The 20961-nt window shown below is 43.4% G+C and carries 16 protein-coding genes and 1 pseudogene; 15 read left to right on the forward strand and 2 right to left on the reverse strand.

Annotation, left to right across the window (positions count from 1 at the left end):
* The first annotated feature begins 155 nt into the window (after positions 1-155).
* The 9 genes from ADI76_RS00190 (at position 156) to ADI76_RS00230 (ending at position 13045) form a co-directional block, all read left to right on the forward strand.
* The gene (locus ADI76_RS00190; RefSeq protein ID WP_049513811.1) at positions 156-2801 is read left to right on the forward strand and encodes an alpha-mannosidase; all 2646 of its coding nucleotides are present in this window, start codon (positions 156-158) and stop codon (positions 2799-2801) included.
* 90 nt (positions 2802-2891) lie between these two features.
* A complete protein-coding gene (locus tag ADI76_RS00195; RefSeq protein WP_003009697.1) occupies positions 2892-3761 on the forward strand; it encodes an ROK family protein in 870 nt (289 codons plus the stop codon).
* Positions 3755-5635 carry a beta-N-acetylhexosaminidase gene (locus tag ADI76_RS00200; RefSeq protein WP_049513813.1) on the forward strand — a complete coding sequence of 627 codons (1881 nt, stop codon included), beginning with the start codon at positions 3755-3757 and terminating at the stop codon, positions 5633-5635. Before ADI76_RS00195 ends, ADI76_RS00200 begins: the two co-directional genes overlap by 7 nt.
* A gap of 226 nt (positions 5636-5861) precedes the next feature.
* Complete coding sequence (locus ADI76_RS00205; RefSeq protein ID WP_003009701.1) at positions 5862-6791, forward strand: ABC transporter permease; 930 nt, start codon at positions 5862-5864, stop codon at positions 6789-6791.
* A gap of 13 nt (positions 6792-6804) precedes the next feature.
* Positions 6805-7737, forward strand: coding sequence for a carbohydrate ABC transporter permease (locus ADI76_RS00210; protein ID WP_003004100.1), 933 nt, complete (start codon positions 6805-6807; stop codon positions 7735-7737).
* Positions 7738-7816: 79 nt separating this feature from the next.
* Entirely contained in the window at positions 7817-9298 is a 1482-nt protein-coding gene (locus ADI76_RS00215; RefSeq protein WP_049513815.1) for an ABC transporter substrate-binding protein, read from the forward strand.
* A 171-nt stretch (positions 9299-9469) separates the two neighbouring features.
* Positions 9470-10081 (forward strand): DUF624 domain-containing protein, encoded by a 612-nt coding sequence (locus ADI76_RS00220; protein WP_049513818.1) that lies wholly within the window; start codon positions 9470-9472, stop codon positions 10079-10081.
* Positions 10082-10083: 2 nt separating this feature from the next.
* Positions 10084-11730, forward strand: coding sequence for a sensor histidine kinase (locus ADI76_RS00225; protein ID WP_049513819.1), 1647 nt, complete (start codon positions 10084-10086; stop codon positions 11728-11730).
* A gap of 10 nt (positions 11731-11740) precedes the next feature.
* Complete coding sequence (locus ADI76_RS00230) at positions 11741-13045, forward strand: response regulator transcription factor (protein WP_024055441.1); 1305 nt, start codon at positions 11741-11743, stop codon at positions 13043-13045.
* Positions 13046-13085: 40 nt separating this feature from the next.
* Here the strand turns inward: ADI76_RS00230 and ADI76_RS00235 are convergent, their stop codons facing one another.
* Complete coding sequence (locus ADI76_RS00235) at positions 13086-13940, reverse strand: putative RNA methyltransferase (protein WP_049513821.1); 855 nt, start codon at positions 13938-13940, stop codon at positions 13086-13088.
* 43 nt (positions 13941-13983) lie between these two features.
* Between ADI76_RS00235 and ADI76_RS11810 the strand changes: the two are divergent.
* The 5 genes and pseudogenes from ADI76_RS11810 to ADI76_RS00260 all read left to right on the forward strand — a co-directional run.
* Positions 13984-14124 (forward strand): annotated as a pseudogene (locus ADI76_RS11810) (winged helix-turn-helix transcriptional regulator); the annotation flags it as partial.
* Between the two features lie 125 nt (positions 14125-14249).
* On the forward strand, positions 14250-15116 hold the full coding sequence (locus ADI76_RS00245; RefSeq protein ID WP_049513826.1) for an ABC transporter ATP-binding protein: 867 nt from the start codon (positions 14250-14252) through the stop codon (positions 15114-15116).
* The gene (locus ADI76_RS00250; protein ID WP_049513829.1) at positions 15116-15958 is read left to right on the forward strand and encodes an ABC transporter permease; all 843 of its coding nucleotides are present in this window, start codon (positions 15116-15118) and stop codon (positions 15956-15958) included. The genes ADI76_RS00245 and ADI76_RS00250 overlap by 1 nt, the downstream gene beginning before the upstream one ends.
* A gap of 18 nt (positions 15959-15976) precedes the next feature.
* Positions 15977-16432 (forward strand): LytTR family DNA-binding domain-containing protein, encoded by a 456-nt coding sequence (locus tag ADI76_RS00255; protein ID WP_049513831.1) that lies wholly within the window; start codon positions 15977-15979, stop codon positions 16430-16432.
* Between the two features lie 9 nt (positions 16433-16441).
* On the forward strand, positions 16442-16855 hold the full coding sequence (locus ADI76_RS00260; RefSeq protein ID WP_049513833.1) for a DUF3021 domain-containing protein: 414 nt from the start codon (positions 16442-16444) through the stop codon (positions 16853-16855).
* A 62-nt stretch (positions 16856-16917) separates the two neighbouring features.
* Here the strand turns inward: ADI76_RS00260 and tyrS are convergent, their stop codons facing one another.
* Entirely contained in the window at positions 16918-18174 is a 1257-nt protein-coding gene (tyrS, locus tag ADI76_RS00265) for a tyrosine--tRNA ligase (protein ID WP_049513836.1), read from the reverse strand.
* 182 nt (positions 18175-18356) lie between these two features.
* Between tyrS and pbp1b the strand changes: the two genes are divergently transcribed.
* Positions 18357-20813, forward strand: coding sequence for a penicillin-binding protein PBP1B (gene pbp1b, locus ADI76_RS00270; protein WP_049513839.1), 2457 nt, complete (start codon positions 18357-18359; stop codon positions 20811-20813).
* The last annotated feature ends 148 nt before the right edge of the window (positions 20814-20961 follow it).

Consider the following 20961-nt stretch of genomic DNA (forward strand, 5'->3'; position numbering starts at 1 on the left):
AAAGCAGTGCTTTGAGCAACCTGCGGCTAGCTTCCTAGTTTGCTCTTTGATTTTCATTGAGTATAAGGAGCACGCTTTAGCTTCACTGATTCTTGTTAGAATCACAAGTTTATATTTAAAACATTAAAAATTTAAGTTAGAATGAGGTTTTACTCATGGAAAATGTTGTTGTACATATTATCTCTCACAGCCACTGGGATCGTGAGTGGTATCTACCTTTTGAAAGTCACCGCATGCAATTGGTGGAACTCTTTGACAATCTCTTTGATCTTTTTGAAAATGACCCTGAATTCAAAAGTTTCCACTTAGATGGACAAACCATCGTCCTCGATGACTATTTAGAAATTCGCCCTGAAAATCGCGACAAGGTGCAGCGCTATATCGACGAGGGCAAGCTCAAGATTGGTCCCTTCTACATCTTGCAGGATGATTACTTGATCTCCAGCGAAGCCAATGTCCGCAATACCTTGATTGGCCAAGCTGAATGCGCTAAATGGGGCAAATCCACTCAGATTGGTTACTTCCCAGATACCTTTGGAAATATGGGGCAAGCACCTCAAATTCTTCAAAAATCAGGGATTCACGTAGCAGCCTTTGGGCGTGGGGTCAAACCAATCGGATTTGACAACCAGGTCCTCGAAGATGAGCAATTCACCTCTCAATTTTCTGAAATGTACTGGCAAGGGGCGGATGGTAGCCGTGTGCTGGGTATTCTCTTTGCCAACTGGTACAGTAATGGGAACGAAATTCCAGTGGATAAAGACGAAGCTTTGGCTTTCTGGAAACAAAAATTGGCAGATGTTCGCGACTATGCCTCAACCAACCAATGGTTAATGATGAACGGCTGCGACCACCAACCGGTTCAACGAAACTTGAGTGAAGCTATTCGCGTGGCCAACGAACTGTTCCCTGACGTGACCTTTATTCATAGCTCCTTTGATGAATATGTGCAAGCAGTGGAAAGTGCACTTCCCGAACAATTATCAACGGTTACGGGAGAATTGACCAGTCAGGAAACCGATGGTTGGTACACTCTTGCTAATACCTCTTCTTCACGTATTTACCTCAAACAAGCCTTCCAAGAAAACAGCAACTTGCTCGAGCAAGTGGTGGAACCTTTGACCATCATTACTGGTGGGCACAACCATAAGGATCAATTGACCTATGCTTGGAAGACACTCTTACAAAATGCGCCACACGATAGTATTTGTGGATGTAGCGTAGATGATGTTCACCGTGAAATGGAAGTTCGTTTTGCCAAGGTCAACCAAGTCGGAAACTTTGTCAAGACCAACCTTCTCAACGAATGGAAGGGTAAACTAGCAACTCAAAAAGCCCAGAGTGAGAACCTCTTTACGGTCATCAATACTGGCTTGCACAATAAGGTGGACACCGTCAGCACGATTGTCGATGTAGCGGTTTGTCCATTTAAGGAATTGCATCCGACAGAGGGCTTCAAGAAAATGGCCGCTTTGAGCTTGCCAGACTACCACGTAGAAGATTTAGATGGACATCTTGTAGAAGCAGAGATTGAGGACTTGGGAGCAAGCTTTGGCTATACCCTGCCTAAGGATAAATTCCGTCAACCTTATATCGCGCGTCAAGTGCGCGTGACGGTTCCGGTTCACCTAGCGCCTCTTTCTTGGACGACCTTCCAGCTCTTGGAAGGCAAAGCACCTCATCATGATGGTCTGTTCCAAAATGGAGTGATCGATACGCCATTTGTAACCCTTAGTATCGATGATGGCTTGACCCTCTATGATAAAACGACCAATGAGGCTTATGAGGATTTCCTTCGCTTTGAAGATCGTGGTGATATCGGAAATGAATATATCTACTTCCAACCAAAAGGAACAGAGCCGATCTATGCGGAGTTAACAGCTTATGAGGTCTTGGAAAACAATGCCCGCTATGCCAAAATCTTGTTCAAGCATGACTTGACGATCCCGGTCAGTGCGGATGAACAATTGGATGCGGAGCAAAGAGGCATTATCGAGTTTATGAACCGCAAGGCAAGTCGCTCAGAAGAGCTGACAACCCTCTCTCTTGAAACAGAGATGACCATCTTTGTAGATGATCCGCAAATTCGCTTCAAGACGCGCTTTACCAATACAGCTAAGGATCACCGCATCCGTCTCTTGGTCAAGACTCACAATACACGTCCAAGTAACGATTCTGAAAGTATCTATGAAGTTGTGACACGGCCAAATAAACCGGCTGCTTCTTGGGAAAATCCTGAAAATCCCCAACACCAACAAGCCTTCGTCAGCTTGTATGATGACGTCAAAGGGGTAACAGTGGCCAATAAAGGATTGCATGAATACGAAATCCTTGGAGACGATACGATAGCTGTAACACTTCTCCGTGCTTCAGGGGAACTTGGTGACTGGGGCTATTTCCCAACACCAGAAGCACAATGTTTGCGGGACTTTGAGGTTGAATATGCAGTAGAATGCCATCAAGCTCAGGGGCGCTTCTCTGCTTATCGCCGGGCCAAAGCTTTGCAGACACCGATGACCAGCCTTCAAGTTGAAAAACAAGAAGGAAGTGTAGCAGCGTCTGGTAGCTTACTCAAGCATACAGCCTTGACGCATCCTCAGGTTTGTCCAACAGCCTTTAAGGTAGCAGAAAATGAAGAAGGTTACATCCTTCGCTATTACAACATGAGCCAAGAAAATGTGCGCGTGTCAGAAGGACAACAAACGGTTGTCGATCTTCTGGAACAACCGTATCCGGTCCATACAGGTTTATTGGCACCGCAAGAAATCCGGACAGAATGGATTAAAAAAGAAGAAGTATAGCTGGTTGCAGCTGAAGAAACAATAAAAGGAAAGGAGGAGCGAAAAAGTAAGAACCGACTGCTGACTCGCTCCTTTTTACAGGTAAAAGCAATGACCATTGCAACGATTGATATCGGAGGGACTGGCATTAAGTTTGCTAGTCTAACTCCTGATGGAAAGATTTTAGATAAGGCCAGCACCGCAACGCCAGAGACTCTGGAAGAGTTGCTAGCTTGGTTGGATCAGCGATTGTCAGAACGTGACTACCGTGGGATTGCCATGAGTGTGCCAGGAGCCGTTCATCAAGAAACAGGGGTAATTGAAGGGATCAGTGCCATTCCTTACATCCATGGTTTTTCATGGTATGAGGCGCTTGCTCATCATAAGCTTCCTATCCACCTAGAAAATGATGCCAACTGTGTTGGACTCAGTGAACTGCTAGCTCATCCTGAGATTGAAAATGCAGCCTGTGTCGTGATTGGTACAGGAATCGGTGGAGCCATGATTATCAATGGGAAGCTACACCGTGGTCGTCATGGTTTGGGCGGTGAGTTTGGCTACATGACCACAATCGAGCCCGCAGAAAGACTCAATAACTGGTCACAACTCGCTTCTACAGGAAACATGGTTCGCTATGTGATTGAAAAATCTGGTCAAACCGATTGGGATGGCCGCAAGGTGTACCAAGAGGCGGCAGCAGGTAATGCCCTTTGCCAAGAAGCTATTGAGCGCATGAATCGTAATCTTGCTCAAGGACTGCTCAATATCCAGTACCTGATTGATCCAGATGTGATTAGTCTAGGCGGCTCTATCAGTCAGAACCCTGATTTTATCAAAGGCGTGCAAAAAGCCGTAGATGCCTTTGTGGAAAGATATGAAGAATATACCATCGCTCCAGTCATTCAAGCTTGCACCTATCAGGCAGATGCCAATCTCTACGGTGCCCTTGTCAACTGGTTACAGGAGGAAAACCAATGGTAAGTTTTACCGGAATCAACAGTAAACAAGCGCAAGCTTTAGAGTTGCTCCAAAATCACATTTCTCTACCAGATGTAGAAGTGGCAGTCGCTCAGTCTGACCATGCTTCCATCTCTATCAAGGGGGAGAATGGGCAGTATCAATTGACCTACCGTAAACCTCATCAACTCTACCGTGCCTTATCTGTGCTCGCAACAGCTTTAGCAGAAGGGGACAAGGTAGAGATTGAAGAGCAGGCGGCCTATGAAGATTTAGCCTATATGGCGGACTGTTCGCGCAATGCCGTGCTCAATGTCGCATCTGCCAAGCAGATGATTGAAGTCTTGGCTCTGATGGGTTATTCAACCTTTGAGCTCTACATGGAAGACACTTATCAAATTGAAGGACAACCTTACTTTGGTTATTTCCGTGGAGCATACTCAGCTGAAGAGTTACAGGAAATCGAAAGCTACGCCCAGCAGTTTGACATGACCTTTGTGCCATGTATCCAAACTTTGGCTCACTTATCAGCCTTTGTCAAATGGGGCGTCAAAGAAGTGCAAGAGCTCCGCGATGTAGAAGATATCCTCCTCATCGGTGAAGAAAAAGTCTACGACCTGATTGACGGTATGTTTGCGACGTTATCTAAACTACAAACTCGCAAGGTCAATATCGGAATGGATGAAGCTCACCTGGTTGGTTTGGGTCGTTATCTTATCTTGAACGGTGTGGTGGATCGGAGTCTTCTCATGTGCCAACACTTGGAGCGCGTGCTGGATATCGCAGACAAGTATGGTTTCCACTGCCAGATGTGGAGCGATATGTTCTTCAAACTCATGTCAGCAGATGGCCAGTACGACCGTGATGTCGAAATTCCAGAAGAAACTCGTGTTTATCTTGACCGTCTCAAAGACCGTGTGACCTTGGTTTACTGGGATTATTATCAGGATAGCGAAGAAAAATACAATCGTAACTTCAGTAACCACCACAAGATTAGCCAGGATATTGCCTTTGCAGGTGGGGCTTGGAAGTGGATTGGTTTCACACCACACAACCATTTCAGTCGTCTCATCGCTGTCGAAGCTAACAAAGCCTGCCGTGCCAATCAGATCAAAGAAGTCATTGTGACTGGTTGGGGAGATAATGGTGGTGAAACAGCTCAGTTCTCTATTCTGCCAAGCTTGCAAATCTGGGCAGAACTCAGCTACCGCAATGATTTAGACCGTTTGTCAGCTCATTTCAAGACCAATACAGGCTTATCGGTTGAGGACTTTATGCAACTTGATCTTGCCAACCTCTTGCCAGACCTACCAGATAATCTCAGTGGTATCAACCCTAATCGCTATGTCTTTTATCAGGATGTTCTCTGCCCAATCCTTGACAAGCACATGACTCCTGAGCAGGACAAACCACACTTTACCCAAGCAGCTGAGACTCTTGCTACTATCAAAGAAAAAGCAGGCATCTACGCTTATCTCTTTGAAACTCAGGCACAGTTGAATGCTATTTTAAGTAGTAAAGTGGATGTAGGCCGACGCATTCGTCAAGCCTATCAAAAAGGTGATAAAGAGAGCTTGCAACAAATTGCTAGGGAAGAATTACCAAAATTAAGAAGCCAGATTGAAACCTTCCACAAGCTCTTTAGCCACCAATGGTTGAAAGAAAACAAGGTCTTTGGCTTGGATACAGTAGACATTCGTATGGGTGGGCTCTTGCAACGGATCAAGCGCGCAGAAAGCCGCATTGAGGCTTATCTGTCTGATCAGATTGACCGCATCGACGAACTAGAAGTCGAAATCTTGCCATTTAATGATTTCTACGGGGATCAGGACTTCGCAGCCACAACGGCTAACCAGTGGCATACTATTGCGACGGCTTCAACCATTTATACAACGTAAAAAATGCCAAGTTGGATGACAGAAGTCTCATCCACAGTGGCTAGGAGTAGAAGAGGAGCTGTCTTTACGACCACCCTTTTCTACTCTTTTTTAAAACTATGTCATAAATTTGTAGAATTTTTTCTATAATTAGGAGTTTGAAAATGTAAATGGGCTATCTTATAATAGGTGATGTAAACGCTACCAAAGCAAATAAACACGCTCAAGGCTCAAAGGGGGGAGTTAAATGAAAAAGTTTGTAAGGACTCTGAGAGAAAATTTCATTTTTCTTTTAATGGTCTTACCTGGTGCAGCGTGGTTAATCTTATTCTTCTATATTCCGGTTTTTGGGAATATCGTAGCATTTAAGGACTATCATATTACGGGAGAGGGCTTCATTGACAGTGTCATGAAGAGTAAGTGGGTTGGCTTTGACAATTTCAAGTTCCTCTTTAGTTCCAAAGATGCCTACATTATTACAAGAAACACGGTATTGTACAACTTAGGATTCATCTTCTTAGGATTGATTGTTTCCGTTGGGATCGCCATCATCTTTAGTGAGTTGAGATCAAAAAGAGTGGTCAAGGTGCTTCAAACCTCCATGCTCTTCCCATACTTCCTATCATGGGTTATCATCAGCTTCTTCACCGATGCCTTTCTTAACGTGGACAAAGGATTGGTCAACCACATCTTAACTTCATTTGGTATGAAAGCCATCAATTTCTACTCGGAATTGTGGATCTGGCCAGCGCTTCTCCTCTTCTTAGGAATCTGGAAAGGCTTTGGTTATAGTAGTGTCATGTACTATGCAACCATCATGGGAATTGACCCAACTTACTATGAAGCAGCGACTGTGGATGGTGCGTCTAAGTGGCAACGCATTCGCAACATCACCATTCCTCAGTTGTCTTCCTTGATTACGGTTTTGACTATTCTTGCAGTCGGAAATATCTTCCGCGCAGATTTCGGTCTTTTCTACCAAATCCCGCATAATGCTGGAGCGCTCTATAGTGTGACCAACGTTATTGATGTTTATGTCTACAACGGTTTGACCAAGTCAGGGGATATCGGGATGACAGCAGCAGCCGGTCTTTACCAATCGGTAGTCGGTTTGGTTCTTGTTTTAATCTCAAATATCATTGCCCGTCGCATTGATAAGAATGCCGCTCTCTTCTAGAAAGGAGGATCGTATGAAAAAATCAACCATTCAAAAAGAAAAAATTGATAATGTCGGGATCCATTCTTTCAGTAAGAAGAGCAACTTCTTCTTTACCTTGTTGTTGACCTTGGTCGGCTTGACCTGTGTGCTTCCCTTCATCTTCGTTGTCATGATCTCTTTGACAGACGAACAAAGTTTGGCAGTCCATGGTTTCCAATTCTGGCCAGCAAAATTTGGATTTGATGGTTACCTCTTCTTGGTACAGTTCAAAGACAAAATCTTGCAAGCCCTCTTCATTACCTTGTTTGTGACCATTGTGGGAACAGCATGTAATGTCTTTATCACCACAACTTATGCTTACGCAATCTCACGGAGTACCTTTAAATACCGCAAGTTCTTTACCGTATTTTCACTCCTTAGTATGCTCTTTAGTGCAGGGTTGGTTCCAAGCTACATTGTGACCACTCAACTCTTGCAGTTAGGTGATACCATCGGAGCTTTGATTATCCCAATGTTGCTCAGTCCATTTAACATCATATTGATGCGGACCTTCTTTAAACGGACCATTCCAGAAGCTATCCTTGAATCCGCTCGGATCGATGGGGCAAGTGAAACACGGATCTTCTTCCAAATCTGCTTGCCATTGTCTCTACCAGGGATTGCGACTATCAGTTTGTTCACTGCTTTAGGGTTCTGGAACGACTGGTTCAATGCCCTCCTCTATATTAAGAGTGACAACCTTTACCCATTGCAATACCTCTTGATGCAAATCCAAAACAATATGGATTACATCGCTAAAAACGTCGGGGTATCCGGCCAATTGGCAGGAGCTGTACAATCCATCCCACGGGAAACAGGACGTATGGCCATGGTGGTTGTGGCAACAGTGCCAATCGCCATTCTCTATCCATTCTTCCAACGCTACTTTGTAAAAGGCTTGACCATCGGTGGTGTGAAAGAATAACATCGTTCATTGAAAATCAGCAGGATTTTCAACTCATAACTTAGTCTAAAAAGAAAATAACATAAAGGAGATTTTTCTTATGAAAAATTGGAAAAAATACGCGTTAGCATCTGCTAGTGTCATCGCTCTTGGAGCTACTCTTGCTGCTTGTGGAAGCCTTACAGGTAACAACAAGAAATCTGCAACAACTGAAGACGGTAAACCAATCATCAAGATGTACCAAATCGGTGATAAACCAGATAACTTGGATGTTCTTCTTAAAAATGCCAACAAGATCATTGAAAAGAAAGTTGGCGCAAAATTGGATATCCAATATCTTGGTTGGGGTGACTACGCACAAAAAATGAACGTTATCATCTCATCTGGTGAAAACTATGATATTGCCTTTGCTAATAACTACGTTATCAACGCTCAAAAAGGTGCTTATGCTGACTTGACAGAATTGTACAAGAAAGAAGGAAAAGACCTTTACAAAGCACTTGACCCAGCTTACATCAAAGGGAACACTGTAAATGGCAAGATCTATGCTGTTCCAGTAGCAGCTAACGTGGCATCTTCTCAAAACTTTGCCTTCAACGGACCACTTCTTGAAAAATATGGTATCGACGTTTCAAACGTGAAAGACTATGCTTCTCTTGAACCAGTCTTGAAAGCCATCAAAGAAAAAGATCCAAACGTTGTTCCATTTGCAATGAACAAGAGCTACGGTGGACCTTCAGATGACTTTGACTATGTGGCTGTTGATGGACTTCCATTCGTTGTTGACTTGAAAGGTGACACTACTAAGATCGTTGACCGTTACACAATTCCTCGTTATGTAGAAAACTTGAAGACTCTTCACAAATACTACGAAGCAGGATACATTCCAAAAGACGTAGCAACGAGCGATACTGGATATGACCTTTCTCAAGATACTTGGTTGGTTCGTGAAGAAACAGTAGGGCCAGCTGACTACGGTAACAGCTTGCTTTCTCGTGTAGCAAACCGTAAGATCGAAATCAAACCATTTACTGAACTGTACAAGAAGAACAATACTACTCAAGTAGCTAACTTTGTTATCTCAAACAACTCTAAGAACAAAGAAAAAGCAATGGAAGTGTTGAACCTCTTGAACACTGATCCAGAACTCTTGAACGGCCTTGTTTATGGACCAGAAGGCAAGAACTGGGAAAAAGTTGACGGCAAAGAAAACCGTGTCAAAGTCTTGGATGGCTACAACGGAAACACTCACATGTCTGGATGGAACACTGGTAACAACTGGATTCTTTACATCAACGAAAATGTAACTGATGAACAAATTGCACAATCTAAGAAAGACTTGGAAACTGCAAAAGAATCTCCAGCACTTGGCTTCATCTTTAACACAGATAAAGTGAAATCAGAAATCACTGCTCTTACAAATACTTTGAACCAATTCGCAGGTGCGATCAATACTGGTACTGTGGATCCTGAAGTAGAAGTTCCTAAGATGCTTGAAAAATTGAAATCAGAAGGTGCTTACCAAAAAGTGCTTGACGAAATGCAAAAACAATACGACGAATTCCTTGCTTCTAAAAAATAAGAAACAGGTCGTGTGAAAAGGCTTTGGGGCTGTCTCCAAGGCCTTTTTAAGTTTTTATGAAAATGAATCCTGGAAATGAAAATCAATATTTCAATTCACTAATGCAAATATGAGGAAAGCGTTTTATTTTTATGATATAATAGAATGACTAATTGGAAAAGAGGTTGAAAGATGGGGAAAATCATCGAGTTCATTTTTACGAGAGTCTATGTTGCTATGCTGGTAACAGGGATTTTTTGGGTTTTGACGATCTGTGGGGGTGTTCTGCTAGGAGTAGGATCAGCCAGTGCCACTATCATGAGCCTCTATGCGGAAAATGGCATGAACTACAAAGACTATCATTGGTCACGCGCTTGGGAACTCTTCAAAGAAAATCTGGTTCCGGCCAATCAAGTCTTTTACACCTTCTTTGCCATTGAAGGAGTCCTCCTCTATGGCATGTACCTCATGATCCAGATTCCTCACTTAAATTTCTTCCAAATTTTGGTTCTCCTGTTTAACCTAGTTTTCCTCTTGGTTGCGCCTCTAGCTTACGCCGTTTATTTGAAATTGCAAGTGCATTTTGCTCTCTCTTATGCCAACAGTATCAAGCTCAGTTTGATCGGAATGTTGCTGGACATTCGTCCGGTTCTCAAGCTCATCCTTGGAACAGCGCTACTTGGCGTCATTAGCTACTATATGCCAGCCCTTCTCTTTTTCGTCTTGATCGGTGTCTGGCATTTCTTTGTCAATGATATCTTTGACCCTGTTTATCAAAATATCCACGAAAAATTGGTATCCTAACGATGAAAAAAATCTGGTTAAGTACGCTTTTAAAATTCTACGCCTATGTCATGGTGGTCATTTTGACCATTATGGGTCTCGTCGTAGCGGGGATCTCTTGGAAAAACCAGCAAACTGAAGCCGATCGGATCGCCCAACGGGTCTTGACTGAAGTCGTGACGGATCTCGAGACCTCTTATCAGCGGGTCACACAAGAAGGGCGTAGTCTCGTTGAAAACCCTGCAAAATTAGAAGGGGTTTATCGCTATTTTACCTTGTCACCATCGGAGTATGAGACTTGGCGATTGAATGCCCAGTTCCCTTCGTATATCCAATTGTCCCTACATAAGAATATTGACAGTCTCTATTTGAGCAATAAAAACATCGAGGGCATCGATGTCACCTTGTCGGATTACAAGACAGTATTTGTCTCTACCCGGCAATCGAAGGGGGGTAAGCAAGTTTCAGCGGACCATTACAAGGCTCCTGCGACAGCCATTCCGGTTCCTTTGACAGATCCGACAACGGGAGCCGGAGTTGGGATTGCTTATATGACTTTGGACCAGGAAATTTTGACGGCAACGATTGACAATGCGAGAGGAGATCTACCGGTTGCTGTGCGGATCTTCACGCCCTTTGGGAAAGAAATGTACCATGAAGGGGATAAGGGTCAATCAAAAGATGTTAAATGGCAAACCCGTAGCACGATCTATGGCTACAAGGTGGATGTGGCTGTTTCTGAAAGTTATCTGGTCAAAAAGGGTCTAGCTAACCTGACCACTTTTCTCTCCATTGCTTTCTTGATTTTCTTGATCCTGTACTTGTTATTAGGTCAGATTTTCAAAAATTACCGGCGCCAAGTCCTCGATTTGGTCGATACCATGAATCTGATCAGCCAAGGCGATAGTGAACGACGGATTGATACCTCGACCAAGGACCAAGAACTGCTGGTTATTGGTAATATGATCAATACCATGTTAGACAATATGGATAAGAACATTCGAGATATCTACCAGCTGCAGCTCAGCCAAAAAGATGCCAATATGCGGGCCCTACAAGCCCAGATCAATCCCCATTTCATGTACAATACACTGGAATTTATCCGGATGTATGCCGTCATGCAAGAGCAGGATGAATTGGGTGATATTATCTATGAGTTTAGTAGTCTTTTGCGCAATAATATCTCAGATGAGCGAGTGACGACGGTTGAAAATGAGCTCGAATTTTGTCGCAAATACAGCTACCTCTGCATGGTACGTTATCCCAAATCGATTGCCTATGGCTTTAAGATCGATCCAGGTTTGGAAAAAATGAAGATTCCAAAATTCACCATCCAGCCTTTGGTCGAGAACTATTTTGCGCATGGAGTGGACCATAAACGCAAGGACAATGTGATCAGTGTCAAGGTCTTGCAAGGAGAAGGGCAGGTCATCATCTTGATCACTGATAATGGGCGCGGGATGAAAGAAGAACAGCTAGAAAGCATTCAAGAGATGCTAGCCAATCGCAATCCACGCTCAGAAATCGAAGAAAAGAGTGGTCGGCAGTCCATCGGAATTGTCAATGTTCATGAACGCCTGCTGCTCTATTTTGGAGATCGCTACCATATCCAAGTCTTCTCCCAACCTCACCATGGAGTGACCTATACTATTACCATTCAAGATGAATAAAGGAGAAAGAATGTACAAAGTCTTATTAGTAGACGATGAGTATATGATTACAGAAGGGTTAAAAAAATTAATCCCCTTTGACCACTGGAATATGGAAGTGGTCGCAACTGCAGAAGATGCAGACCAGGCCCTTGATTATGTGCGAGAGTATCCGGTAGATGTGGTGATCACGGATGTCAATATGCCTGGGAAAACTGGACTTCAGATGATTGCTGAGATGAAGGATTTGATCCCAGATGCTGCTTTTATCATTATGTCAGGTTATCAGGATTTTGAATACGTCAAGACAGCCCTCAATTTGCGCGTGGCAGACTACCTGCTCAAACCTGTCAATAAGGTGGAGATGGGCAATATCCTAGAAAAAATTCAGCATAAAATCCAGCAACCAAGCCAAGAGTTGGCCGACCGTTTGATTCACGATGATATCTCTGAGGAAGAGTTTTGTCGCTATATCGCAGGTCGGAACTCATTGTGGATTGGAGTCGCTAAGGAGAAAAAAGGCTTTATCAGCTCGTCTTATCAAGTTCTTGGGCAAAATCTTCAACTCTTTATCTCGGATCAGGAAGAAGAAGCCATGATTGAGAAGGCCTTTGAACCTCCGTATAAGGAGCACTTTCATCAATTTAAGGATCTAGTGGAGCGGAGCCTCTTTTATGGGGCGACCCCTCTCAATCAAGATGAAGAAGTCTTCCATTACTACGAGCCGGCCTATCGGGTGATCATGCAAGGAAATATCCAACAGATCTTAGAAGAACTGGACTGGTTAGAAAAAATGATCCTTGAGAAGACCCCTAAGGTCTCACTGACCAAGCAGCTCTTTATCCAATTTTTGATGGATGTCTTTCATTTGTTTGAATACCTGCAAGGTGATAATTTAGCTGATGTAGTCAAGAAAGTCCAAGAAACTGCCACTTTTAGCGAGATGATTGGCTTTATCCAGGAAGAGTTGTCCCGTTTCTTATCCCACTATCGGATGAATGAAAATGTAGCGAGTGTCCTCCAAGTGATTAGCCGTGATTACCAAAAAGAGCTGTCACTCAAGGATATCAGTCAGGGTCTCTTTATTAATCCAGTCTATTTGGGCCAATTGATTAAACGAGAAACCAATGCGACTTTCGCAGAACTCCTCAATAAACAGCGGATCAAGGCTGCCCAGCAGCTCCTCTTATCGACCAATGACAGTATTGAAGATATCTGCTACAAGGTCGGTTACAGTAATGTTGGCTATTTCTACAAGGTTTTCCGCAAACTCTGTGGCAAATCGCCTAAAACCTATCGCTTACAAGTCATGACAGAGCATACAGAAGATGAGTAAAAGGCTGAGACAAATCGTCTCAGCCTTTTTACTTTGTATTTTAAGTCCTTTGTATCTTGATTTTCCCAACCAATATTTGGGCCTCAATGGTGATTTCTGTGAGTTGGGTCCAGTCGATTTTTTTGGGATCAACGTGAAATAGAAGGGGGGTCATGGCGAGGAGCGCCTGGCGTTCTTCGGGAGTTAAACTCTTGGTAAGGCTGACTGTTTCGGATGAGAGGATCTGGCAGTGGTCTTCAAAGTGCTCCAAAATTTCCTGGTTGGAGTAAGATTGCTTGGTCAATTGATCTTGGGCCAACTGACGAATTTCTTTTAGATGAGAAGAGGTTGGGACGACCTTAATAATCACCCCTTCAGCCTTTAAGACTCGCTCAAATTCAGCGTAATTAGCCGGGGAGAAGATGTCCAAAATGACCTCCATACTCTTGGGTTGAATGGGTAAATGGGCCAAGTCTCCTACAAACCAATTGACCTTCCAGCTAGCGTCACTCTTGGCAGCTAGTTGCACAGATTCCTTGGAAAGATCAAATGCATAGAAAGTAGCCTTGGGATAGGCTTCTTGTAGTTTTCGGGAGTAATAACCTTCTCCGCAACCGATATCTAGAATTCTGGCATCACTGGTCGGAATTTTTTGTCCAATCGCTGTTAGAATCGGCTCATAAAACCCTGCTTCTAAGATCAGCTGGCGATTCTGGAAATTTTCTTTGTCATAGTCCTTTGATTGCTTGATCTGGGGAGCTAGGTTGATATAGCCATATTTCGCCAAATCAAAAGAATGGGCCTTGGGACATTTAAAACTAGTACCCACAAGTTCTAGGTCCAATTGACAGATGGGACAGGCAAAGGCAGTGGCTGTTTGAAATCGTTGTAATTTTGGTTTGATCGGTGTATTCATATTAGTAGTGTAACAAAAGAGCCTCTAGATAGCAACTGCTGCTTTAATAGAGCTCCAATTGATTGAGAAATATGATTATGAGTCTCTGCCTCTTCATACAGAATAGGAGCTGACAGAAAAAGGGAAATCACTGATGCCGATTTTAAAGGACTTGAATCAATGGGGAAAAGAATGGTTGCATTAAATTTTCTTCTTCTTTTTGTCACTTTCATCTTGCCACTTAGGTTCTCATTTTGACCGCTTATCCCAAAAGGCCGTTTTTTAAACGGCTTTTTTGCTAGACTGATACTGTCAAAAAGGAGAGAGAACATGATATTACAAGCTAAAAACATCAGTAAACGGTATGGAAATCATCTAGTGGTTGATCATATTCACCTACAGTTTGAAAAGGGAACGTTTAATGCGATTCTAGGACCAAATGGGGCGGGGAAATCAACGACGATTTCTATGTTGATCGGTTTGAAACAACCAACGCAAGGCGAAATAATCTATGAACCCGGTACTAAAATTGGTGTGGTCTTCCAAACCAGTGTTTTAGATGAGATGCTGACGGTTAGGGAAAATCTGACCATTCGTGCCAGACAGTACAAAGGCCTAAAACCAAATCGTGTGTCTGATCTTATTGATCGACTAGGCCTATCAGCTTTCCAAAAGCAGAAATATGGGACGCTTTCAGGCGGCCAAAAGCGTCGGGTTGACATTGCGCGTGCTCTACTGCACGGTCCGGATCTTCTGTTCTTAGATGAGCCAACGACAGGTTTAGACATTCAAACCCGGAAGTCTATTTGGGATTTGCTCTATCAATTGCAGAGAGAAGAGGGAATGACCGTTGTATTGACCACGCATTATCTTGACGAAGCAGATGAAGCTGATCAAATTTATATTGTAGACCATGGGAAAGTGATTGCTCAAGGATCGGCACTAGATATTAAGAGCCAGTATGCAAAAAATATCTTGAAGATTCGCTTCAAGGAGAGACAGCAGATAGAAAGTCTCAAAGTTTCGGGAATGTCAGTAGAGCAACAAGGTCAATTGGAGTATGTTCTTCAACCCGAGAGTGAAAGGGAAGCCATTGATTACCTGGTACAAGTTAGAGATAAATTAGCCCATTTTGAATTTCGTCCAGGGACCATGGATGATGCCTTTATTGCACTAACAGGAAGGGAGGTTCGCTAATGCTAGCCTTACTAAAGCGAAATTTTTTATTGTATTTTAGGAATCGTTCAGGTGTTTTCTTCTCCTTGTTGGGAGCCTTGATTTCCTTTATTCTCTATATTATTTTTCTTCAAAAAAATCTAACAGATGCCTGGGCTCAGCTTCCCAATAGTGCTCCTGTGTTAAATAATTGGTTAATGAGTGGGACGCTGGCTGTGACAGGGATTACGACAAGTCTGGCTGCCCTGACTCAGTTAGTAAAGGACCGTGAACATCAAGTAGATCAGGATCTTTATTTATCGGATCAAGGAAAGTGGCGGTTAGCATTTTCGTATCTAACGAGTGCAATCATCATTTCTTTTTCCATGCAGATCCTTATGTATGTGCTGATGTGTGGCTATTTTAGAGAAGTTCCAACCTTATCTCTATTACCTGAAGTGCTCCTCATTATGCTACTTAGTAGCCTACTTTCTAGCTTAGTGAATGCCATTTTTGTTTATTTTTTCCAATCAGTAGACAGTCTTGGGAAGTTTTCGACCATAGTGGGTACAGCTTCTGGTTTTTTGGTAGGGACTTATGTACCTTTGGGCGTTCTACCTAATTTTGCTCAACTACTAATGAAATGTACCCCAGCAACTTATATTGCTGCACTTTATCGACAAGTCCTCATGAAAGAAGCATTAAGTGAGACCTTTAAAGGTCAAGATAATCTTCTTCAAGAGTTTCAAGAAAAAATGGGTGTTCAGCTCAAATGGCAAACTTTATTGACAAAGGAACAAACATACCTTATAGTGTTAGGAGGTATTCTTCTAGCTTTGGGGATTTGGATTTCCTTGGCAAAAAGATCGAGTAAAAGAAAGTAAGTGAGAATTGGAGTAGGAATGAAGATTCGTTTTGAGGAAAAACAAGATATCCCAGAAAACGACCCCTGTGTGGTCATTCAAGCCAAGCAATTATCTGATCAAGCACGAGAGGTGATGGAGTATCTCGAACAATTTTCGACAGTGAATCAAGTAGTGATCCCTATCAAAACAGATGATCATTTGATCATGGTGAAAATTGATGACATTATTCTAGCCGAGATTGATAAGAATCAGCTAACCATTTATACGACAGACAAAACGTTCACCATCAGAGATACTTTGATAAATTTTCAACATCGGATTAATCGTCGTAATTTTTTACAGATATCACGCCACGCGGTGATGAATATCGACCATTTAGAATCGCTATCGGATAGTTTTTCAGGCAATATGATGGCTAAACTGACACGTGGAGTAAAATCAAGTGTCAGTCGGAAATATGTCAAATCCTTGATGGATTATTTAGGGGTATAGGAGACAGTGATGAAACGAGTTATAGCTTATTTTGTATCTGGTATGAGGACAGGATCCTTCTTTTATTTGTGTTTGGTGTTATTATCCCATGTCTATACCAACATCGTCTATCCCGCTGTAAATGTCCGCAACATCCTAGCGATCTTTTTGATGAGTGGGACAATGGGGGTCTTGACATTCATTCTTGAGGAAGAAGAGTTTTTGACCTATAGTTTGCGTGTGGCTTTGCATTTAGTTGTGACAGCTGCCATCTTAGCATTAACCTACTTGTTTTTTGGCTGGGGGACAGCCTTACGGAGCCCGATTCCTTGGTTGATCTTTCTAGCCATTTACGGCCTGATCTGGCTGTACCAGATTTGGCAACTCCATAAAAAAACTCAACGAATCAACCAAGCTTTGTTGCATCGCAGAAAAGGGAAATAGTCTCAGAAAAAAGTGTATAAGAAAACCACGAAGTTCATACGAAACTTCGTGGTTTTACTTTCTTAATAAGTCAAAACAAAGTATTTTTTCTTACCGCGACGGATAACGGTCAATTCATTTTCTAATTTATCGCTATCGCTCAAGACATAGTCAAGATCTTGGATGCGTTCGCCATTGACGTAGATCGCTCCATTTTGAACATCTTCGCGGGCTTGGCGTTTAGAATTCACTACACCAGCTGTAACCAAGAGTTCAACAATGTTGAGGTTGTCTTCTGCTTGGACCTGGTAGTTTGGCACACCACGAAGGCCTTGTTTGAGTTCTTTGACAGACAAGTTCTTGATGTTTCCCGCAAAGAGTTGTTCCGTGATGTTGAGGGCTTCCTTGTAAGCTTCTTCACCGTGAACGAGGGTAACCACTTCACGCGCCAAGATCTTTTGAGCCAAACGTTCATGAGGAGCAGCCTCAAACTGCTTACGGATCTCTTCGATCTGGTCCAGTGACAAGAAAGTGAAGATCTTCAAGAAGCGCACAGCGTCGGCGTCCATCACATTCATCCAGAATTGGTACATTTCGTATGGAGATGTTTTGTCTGCATTGAGCCAGACGGCATTGCCTTCTGATTTACCGAATTTCTTACCAGTTGCATCTGTGATCAAAGGCACAGTCATAACATGACCAGTTTTATCTGCCTTACGACGCATCAACTCAGTACCAGCTGTCATGTTTCCCCATTGGTCAGATCCACCGATTTGAAGGGTGACATTGTGTTCTTGGTTGAGGACGTAGAAGTCATAGCCTTGCATGATTTGGTAGGCAAACTCCGTGTAAGAAATTCCTGTCTCAATCCGTTTTTTAACAGATTCTTTACTCATCATAGCATTGACCGTAAAGTATTTTCCGACATCACGAAGGAAGTCAATAAAGCTAATGCTTCCGAACCAATCGTAGTTGTTGACCATTTCGGCTTTGTTGTCACCATTTTCAAAATCGAGGAAACGAGACAATTGCCCTTGAATGGAGCGAACCCATTCTTGAACAGTTTCTTTTGTTTGGAGACTACGCTCAGCATCTTTGAAGGACGGATCTCCAATGAGACCAGTCGCACCGCCAACGAGCGCGTAAGGTTTGTGGCCTGCTAGTTGAAGGCGACGGCTCGTTAAGATGGCAACCAAGTGACCAAGGTGAAGGCTGTCAGCAGTTGGATCATAACCAGTATAATAAGAAACCTGACCTTCTTCCAGTGCTTTGCGCAAGGCTTCTTCATCCGTCGTTTGAAATACCAAACCACGCTCTTTTAGCTCATCAAAAATGTGCATGTGTCTTTTCTCCTTTATAAGTTTTATCATTTCTCTATTCTACCATAAACCACGGAAATGGCAATGCTTTCCGTCATTTTCTTGTCCTTACCCAAGAAGATTGAGCGAGGATTTCTACGCTCTTGTGATTGAAAACAAAGGGGCTAATCTGCTATAATATAGGGAACAAGGAGAAAGAATCAGTGAATCAATTAAAAGAGAAGCTGCAAGAGTTTTGGAAGAAAGTCCAAAAATTCTTTGCAAATATGTATACAGAAACTCCGAATAAGGAAAAAAATGAAGAAAGTAGCTGGTCTGTCGGCGATATTTTTGCGACCTTTTTGAGAACGCTCAAACTCTTGTGGGATGTGATGATCGCCCTGTTCGTGTGCCTCTTTTTATTTGGCGCAGGGATCGGGATTGGTTATGCAGCAAGCCTCTTTAGCAATGTTAAGGTTCCAAAGACAGAAGAATTGGTCCAGCAGGTCCGTAATGTCAGCAGTGTTTCAAAACTGACCTATTCCGATAAGAGCCTGATTGCAGAAGTGGACAGTGATTTGATCCGCACGCCGGTAGCTGGAGATGCCATTTCTGACAATGTCAAAAAGGCTGTGATCGCTACTGAGGATGAGAACTTTGAAAGCCACAAGGGGGTTGTGCCCAAAGCTGTTCTTCGGGCGACGCTTGGCTCTGTAGCCGGCGTGGGTTCCTCTAGTGGGGGATCGACCCTAACCCAGCAGTTGATCAAACAGCAAGTCGTAGGAGATGCTCCCACCTTTACTCGTAAGGCGACAGAGATTGTCGATGCCCTAGCTTTAGAGCGGGGAATGGATAAAAACGAAATCCTAACCACCTACTTAAACGTCTCGCCTTTTGGACGAAACAATCGGGGGCAAAATATTGCAGGTGTGGAAGCCGCAGCTCAAGGGATCTTTGGCGTCTCTGCGAAAGACTTGTCTGTTCCACAAGCAGCCTTTATCGCTGGCTTGCCACAGAGTCCGATTGTCTACTCCCCTTATGCTGCAGACGGTAGCCTAAAGAGCAAGGAGAACCTTGAGTTAGGTTTGGCGCGTGCCAAAGATGTCTTGTTCAATATGTACCGGACGGGAGCCTTATCGAAAAAAGACTACGAAACCTATGCTCAGTACGACTTGACCAAAGACTTCATTGCTCCAGATGGCATCGAGAAAACACCGCATGACTACCTCTACTTCCAAGCAATGGAAGAAGCAAAAGAGGCCATGTATGATTACTTGATCAAGCGAGACAATGTAACCAAGCAAGACCTGAAAAATAATGAAACCGTCAAGGCTTATCAAGAATTAGCTGAGAGTGAGTTGCGCGAAGGTGGTTACACTATCCAAACCACTATTAACAAACCGGTTCACAATGCGATGCAGGCTGCAGTCGCGAATTTTGGAAGCGTCTTGGATGATGGAACGGGACTGGTAGAAGTTGGGAATGTCCTGATGGACAACCGAACGGGTGCTGTTTTAGGATTTATCGGTGGTCGGAATTTTGATGGTAACCAAAACAACCATGCCTTTGATACAGAACGTTCCCCAGGATCTACTATCAAGCCGCTGTTGGCCTATGGGATTGCCATTGACCAAGGCTTGATGGGAAGTAATAGCATCCTTTCTAACTACCCAACTAATTTCTCAAGTGGGGAGCCGATCATGCACGTGGATAGCCGAGGAACAGCCATGATGGATCTACGTGAGGCCCTCAATACCTCGTGGAATATTCCGGCTTACTGGACTTACCGAACCCTTCGTGAAAAGGGTGTGGATGTCCCGTCCTACATGAAGAAAATGGGCTATGATATCCCTGAATATGGCATTGAGAGTCTACCAATGGGGGGAGGAATTGAGGTCACTGTTGCCCAACATACCAACGGTTTCCAAACCATTGCTAACAATGGGAACTACCTCAGACGCTACATGGTGGAGCAAATCATCGACCGAGATGGGGATGTAGTCTACAAGCACGAAGCAGATCCGGTTCGTGTCTACTCTCCAGCAACAGCAACGATTATGCAGGATCTCTTGCGTGGGGTCATCACATCTGGTGCTACAACGACCTTTAAGTCACGGATTAGCCAAGTCAACCCAACGCTGGCAGGTGCTGACTGGATTGGAAAAACTGGTACCACCAACTCAAACGGGGATATGTGGTTGATGTTGTCCACTCCAAATGTTTCTTTAGGAGGTTGGATCGGTCATGACAACAATGCTTCCATGCAAACCTTGACCGGATACAACAACAATGCTCAATACATGGCGCAGTTGGCGAATGCGATCTACCAAGCAGATCCAAGTCTCTTTGGGATTCAGGATAAATTCACTCTCGATAAGAGTGTGATCCGTTCTGAAGTGCTCAAATCGACTGGTGAAAGACCGGGCCGCGTCAATGTCAATGGCCGGGATATCGATGTGAGCGGTCAAACGGTAACCAGTCTTTGGGCTAAAAACGGAGCGCCAACCACTCAATACCGCTTTGCCATCGGGGGATCGGATAGCGATTATCAAAGTGCTTGGGCAGCAATTCTCGGCAATACCAGTGGCAATCAGTCGAATAATAAGAACAATTCGACAACCAATAGTTCATCAAGCAATAGTTCAAATCGAAATAGTTCCAATCGCGGCAATCGACGCTAGTCTGATCCAGTAGAAAACCTAGAGAAAGCCTTGATTTTTGGAGCAAAAAACGATATAATAGTGATAACTAATTTGTCGTGTGCTTTATTTGAAATATTGTCCAAATAAGAGCTTACAGCAGTTAAATCTTACTTGAATAAGTCGATTT

This window comes from Streptococcus parasanguinis, assembly GCF_001074805.1.
Lineage (GTDB): Bacteria > Bacillota > Bacilli > Lactobacillales > Streptococcaceae > Streptococcus > Streptococcus parasanguinis_A.

Bases quoted from the DNA above. Each gene is read 5' to 3' on its own strand.
- ADI76_RS00205 (WP_003009701.1), top strand. From the start codon at position 5,862: ATGAAAAAGTTTGTAAGGACTCTGAGAGAAAATTTCATTTTTCTTTTA.
- ADI76_RS00260 (WP_049513833.1), top strand. From the start codon at position 16,442: ATGAAACGAGTTATAGCTTATTTTGTATCTGGTATGAGGACAGGATCC.
- ADI76_RS00245 (WP_049513826.1), top strand. From the start codon at position 14,250: ATGATATTACAAGCTAAAAACATCAGTAAACGGTATGGAAATCATCTA.
- ADI76_RS00210 (WP_003004100.1), top strand. From the start codon at position 6,805: ATGAAAAAATCAACCATTCAAAAAGAAAAAATTGATAATGTCGGGATC.
- ADI76_RS00195 (WP_003009697.1), top strand. From the start codon at position 2,892: ATGACCATTGCAACGATTGATATCGGAGGGACTGGCATTAAGTTTGCT.
- ADI76_RS00220 (WP_049513818.1), top strand. From the start codon at position 9,470: ATGGGGAAAATCATCGAGTTCATTTTTACGAGAGTCTATGTTGCTATG.
- ADI76_RS00215 (WP_049513815.1), top strand. From the start codon at position 7,817: ATGAAAAATTGGAAAAAATACGCGTTAGCATCTGCTAGTGTCATCGCT.
- tyrS (WP_049513836.1), bottom strand. From the start codon at position 18,174: ATGCACATTTTTGATGAGCTAAAAGAGCGTGGTTTGGTATTTCAAACG.
- ADI76_RS00200 (WP_049513813.1), top strand. From the start codon at position 3,755: ATGGTAAGTTTTACCGGAATCAACAGTAAACAAGCGCAAGCTTTAGAG.
- ADI76_RS00225 (WP_049513819.1), top strand. From the start codon at position 10,084: ATGAAAAAAATCTGGTTAAGTACGCTTTTAAAATTCTACGCCTATGTC.
- ADI76_RS00255 (WP_049513831.1), top strand. From the start codon at position 15,977: ATGAAGATTCGTTTTGAGGAAAAACAAGATATCCCAGAAAACGACCCC.
- ADI76_RS00230 (WP_024055441.1), top strand. From the start codon at position 11,741: ATGTACAAAGTCTTATTAGTAGACGATGAGTATATGATTACAGAAGGG.
- ADI76_RS00250 (WP_049513829.1), top strand. From the start codon at position 15,116: ATGCTAGCCTTACTAAAGCGAAATTTTTTATTGTATTTTAGGAATCGT.
- ADI76_RS00190 (WP_049513811.1), top strand. From the start codon at position 156: ATGGAAAATGTTGTTGTACATATTATCTCTCACAGCCACTGGGATCGT.
- ADI76_RS00235 (WP_049513821.1), bottom strand. From the start codon at position 13,940: ATGAATACACCGATCAAACCAAAATTACAACGATTTCAAACAGCCACT.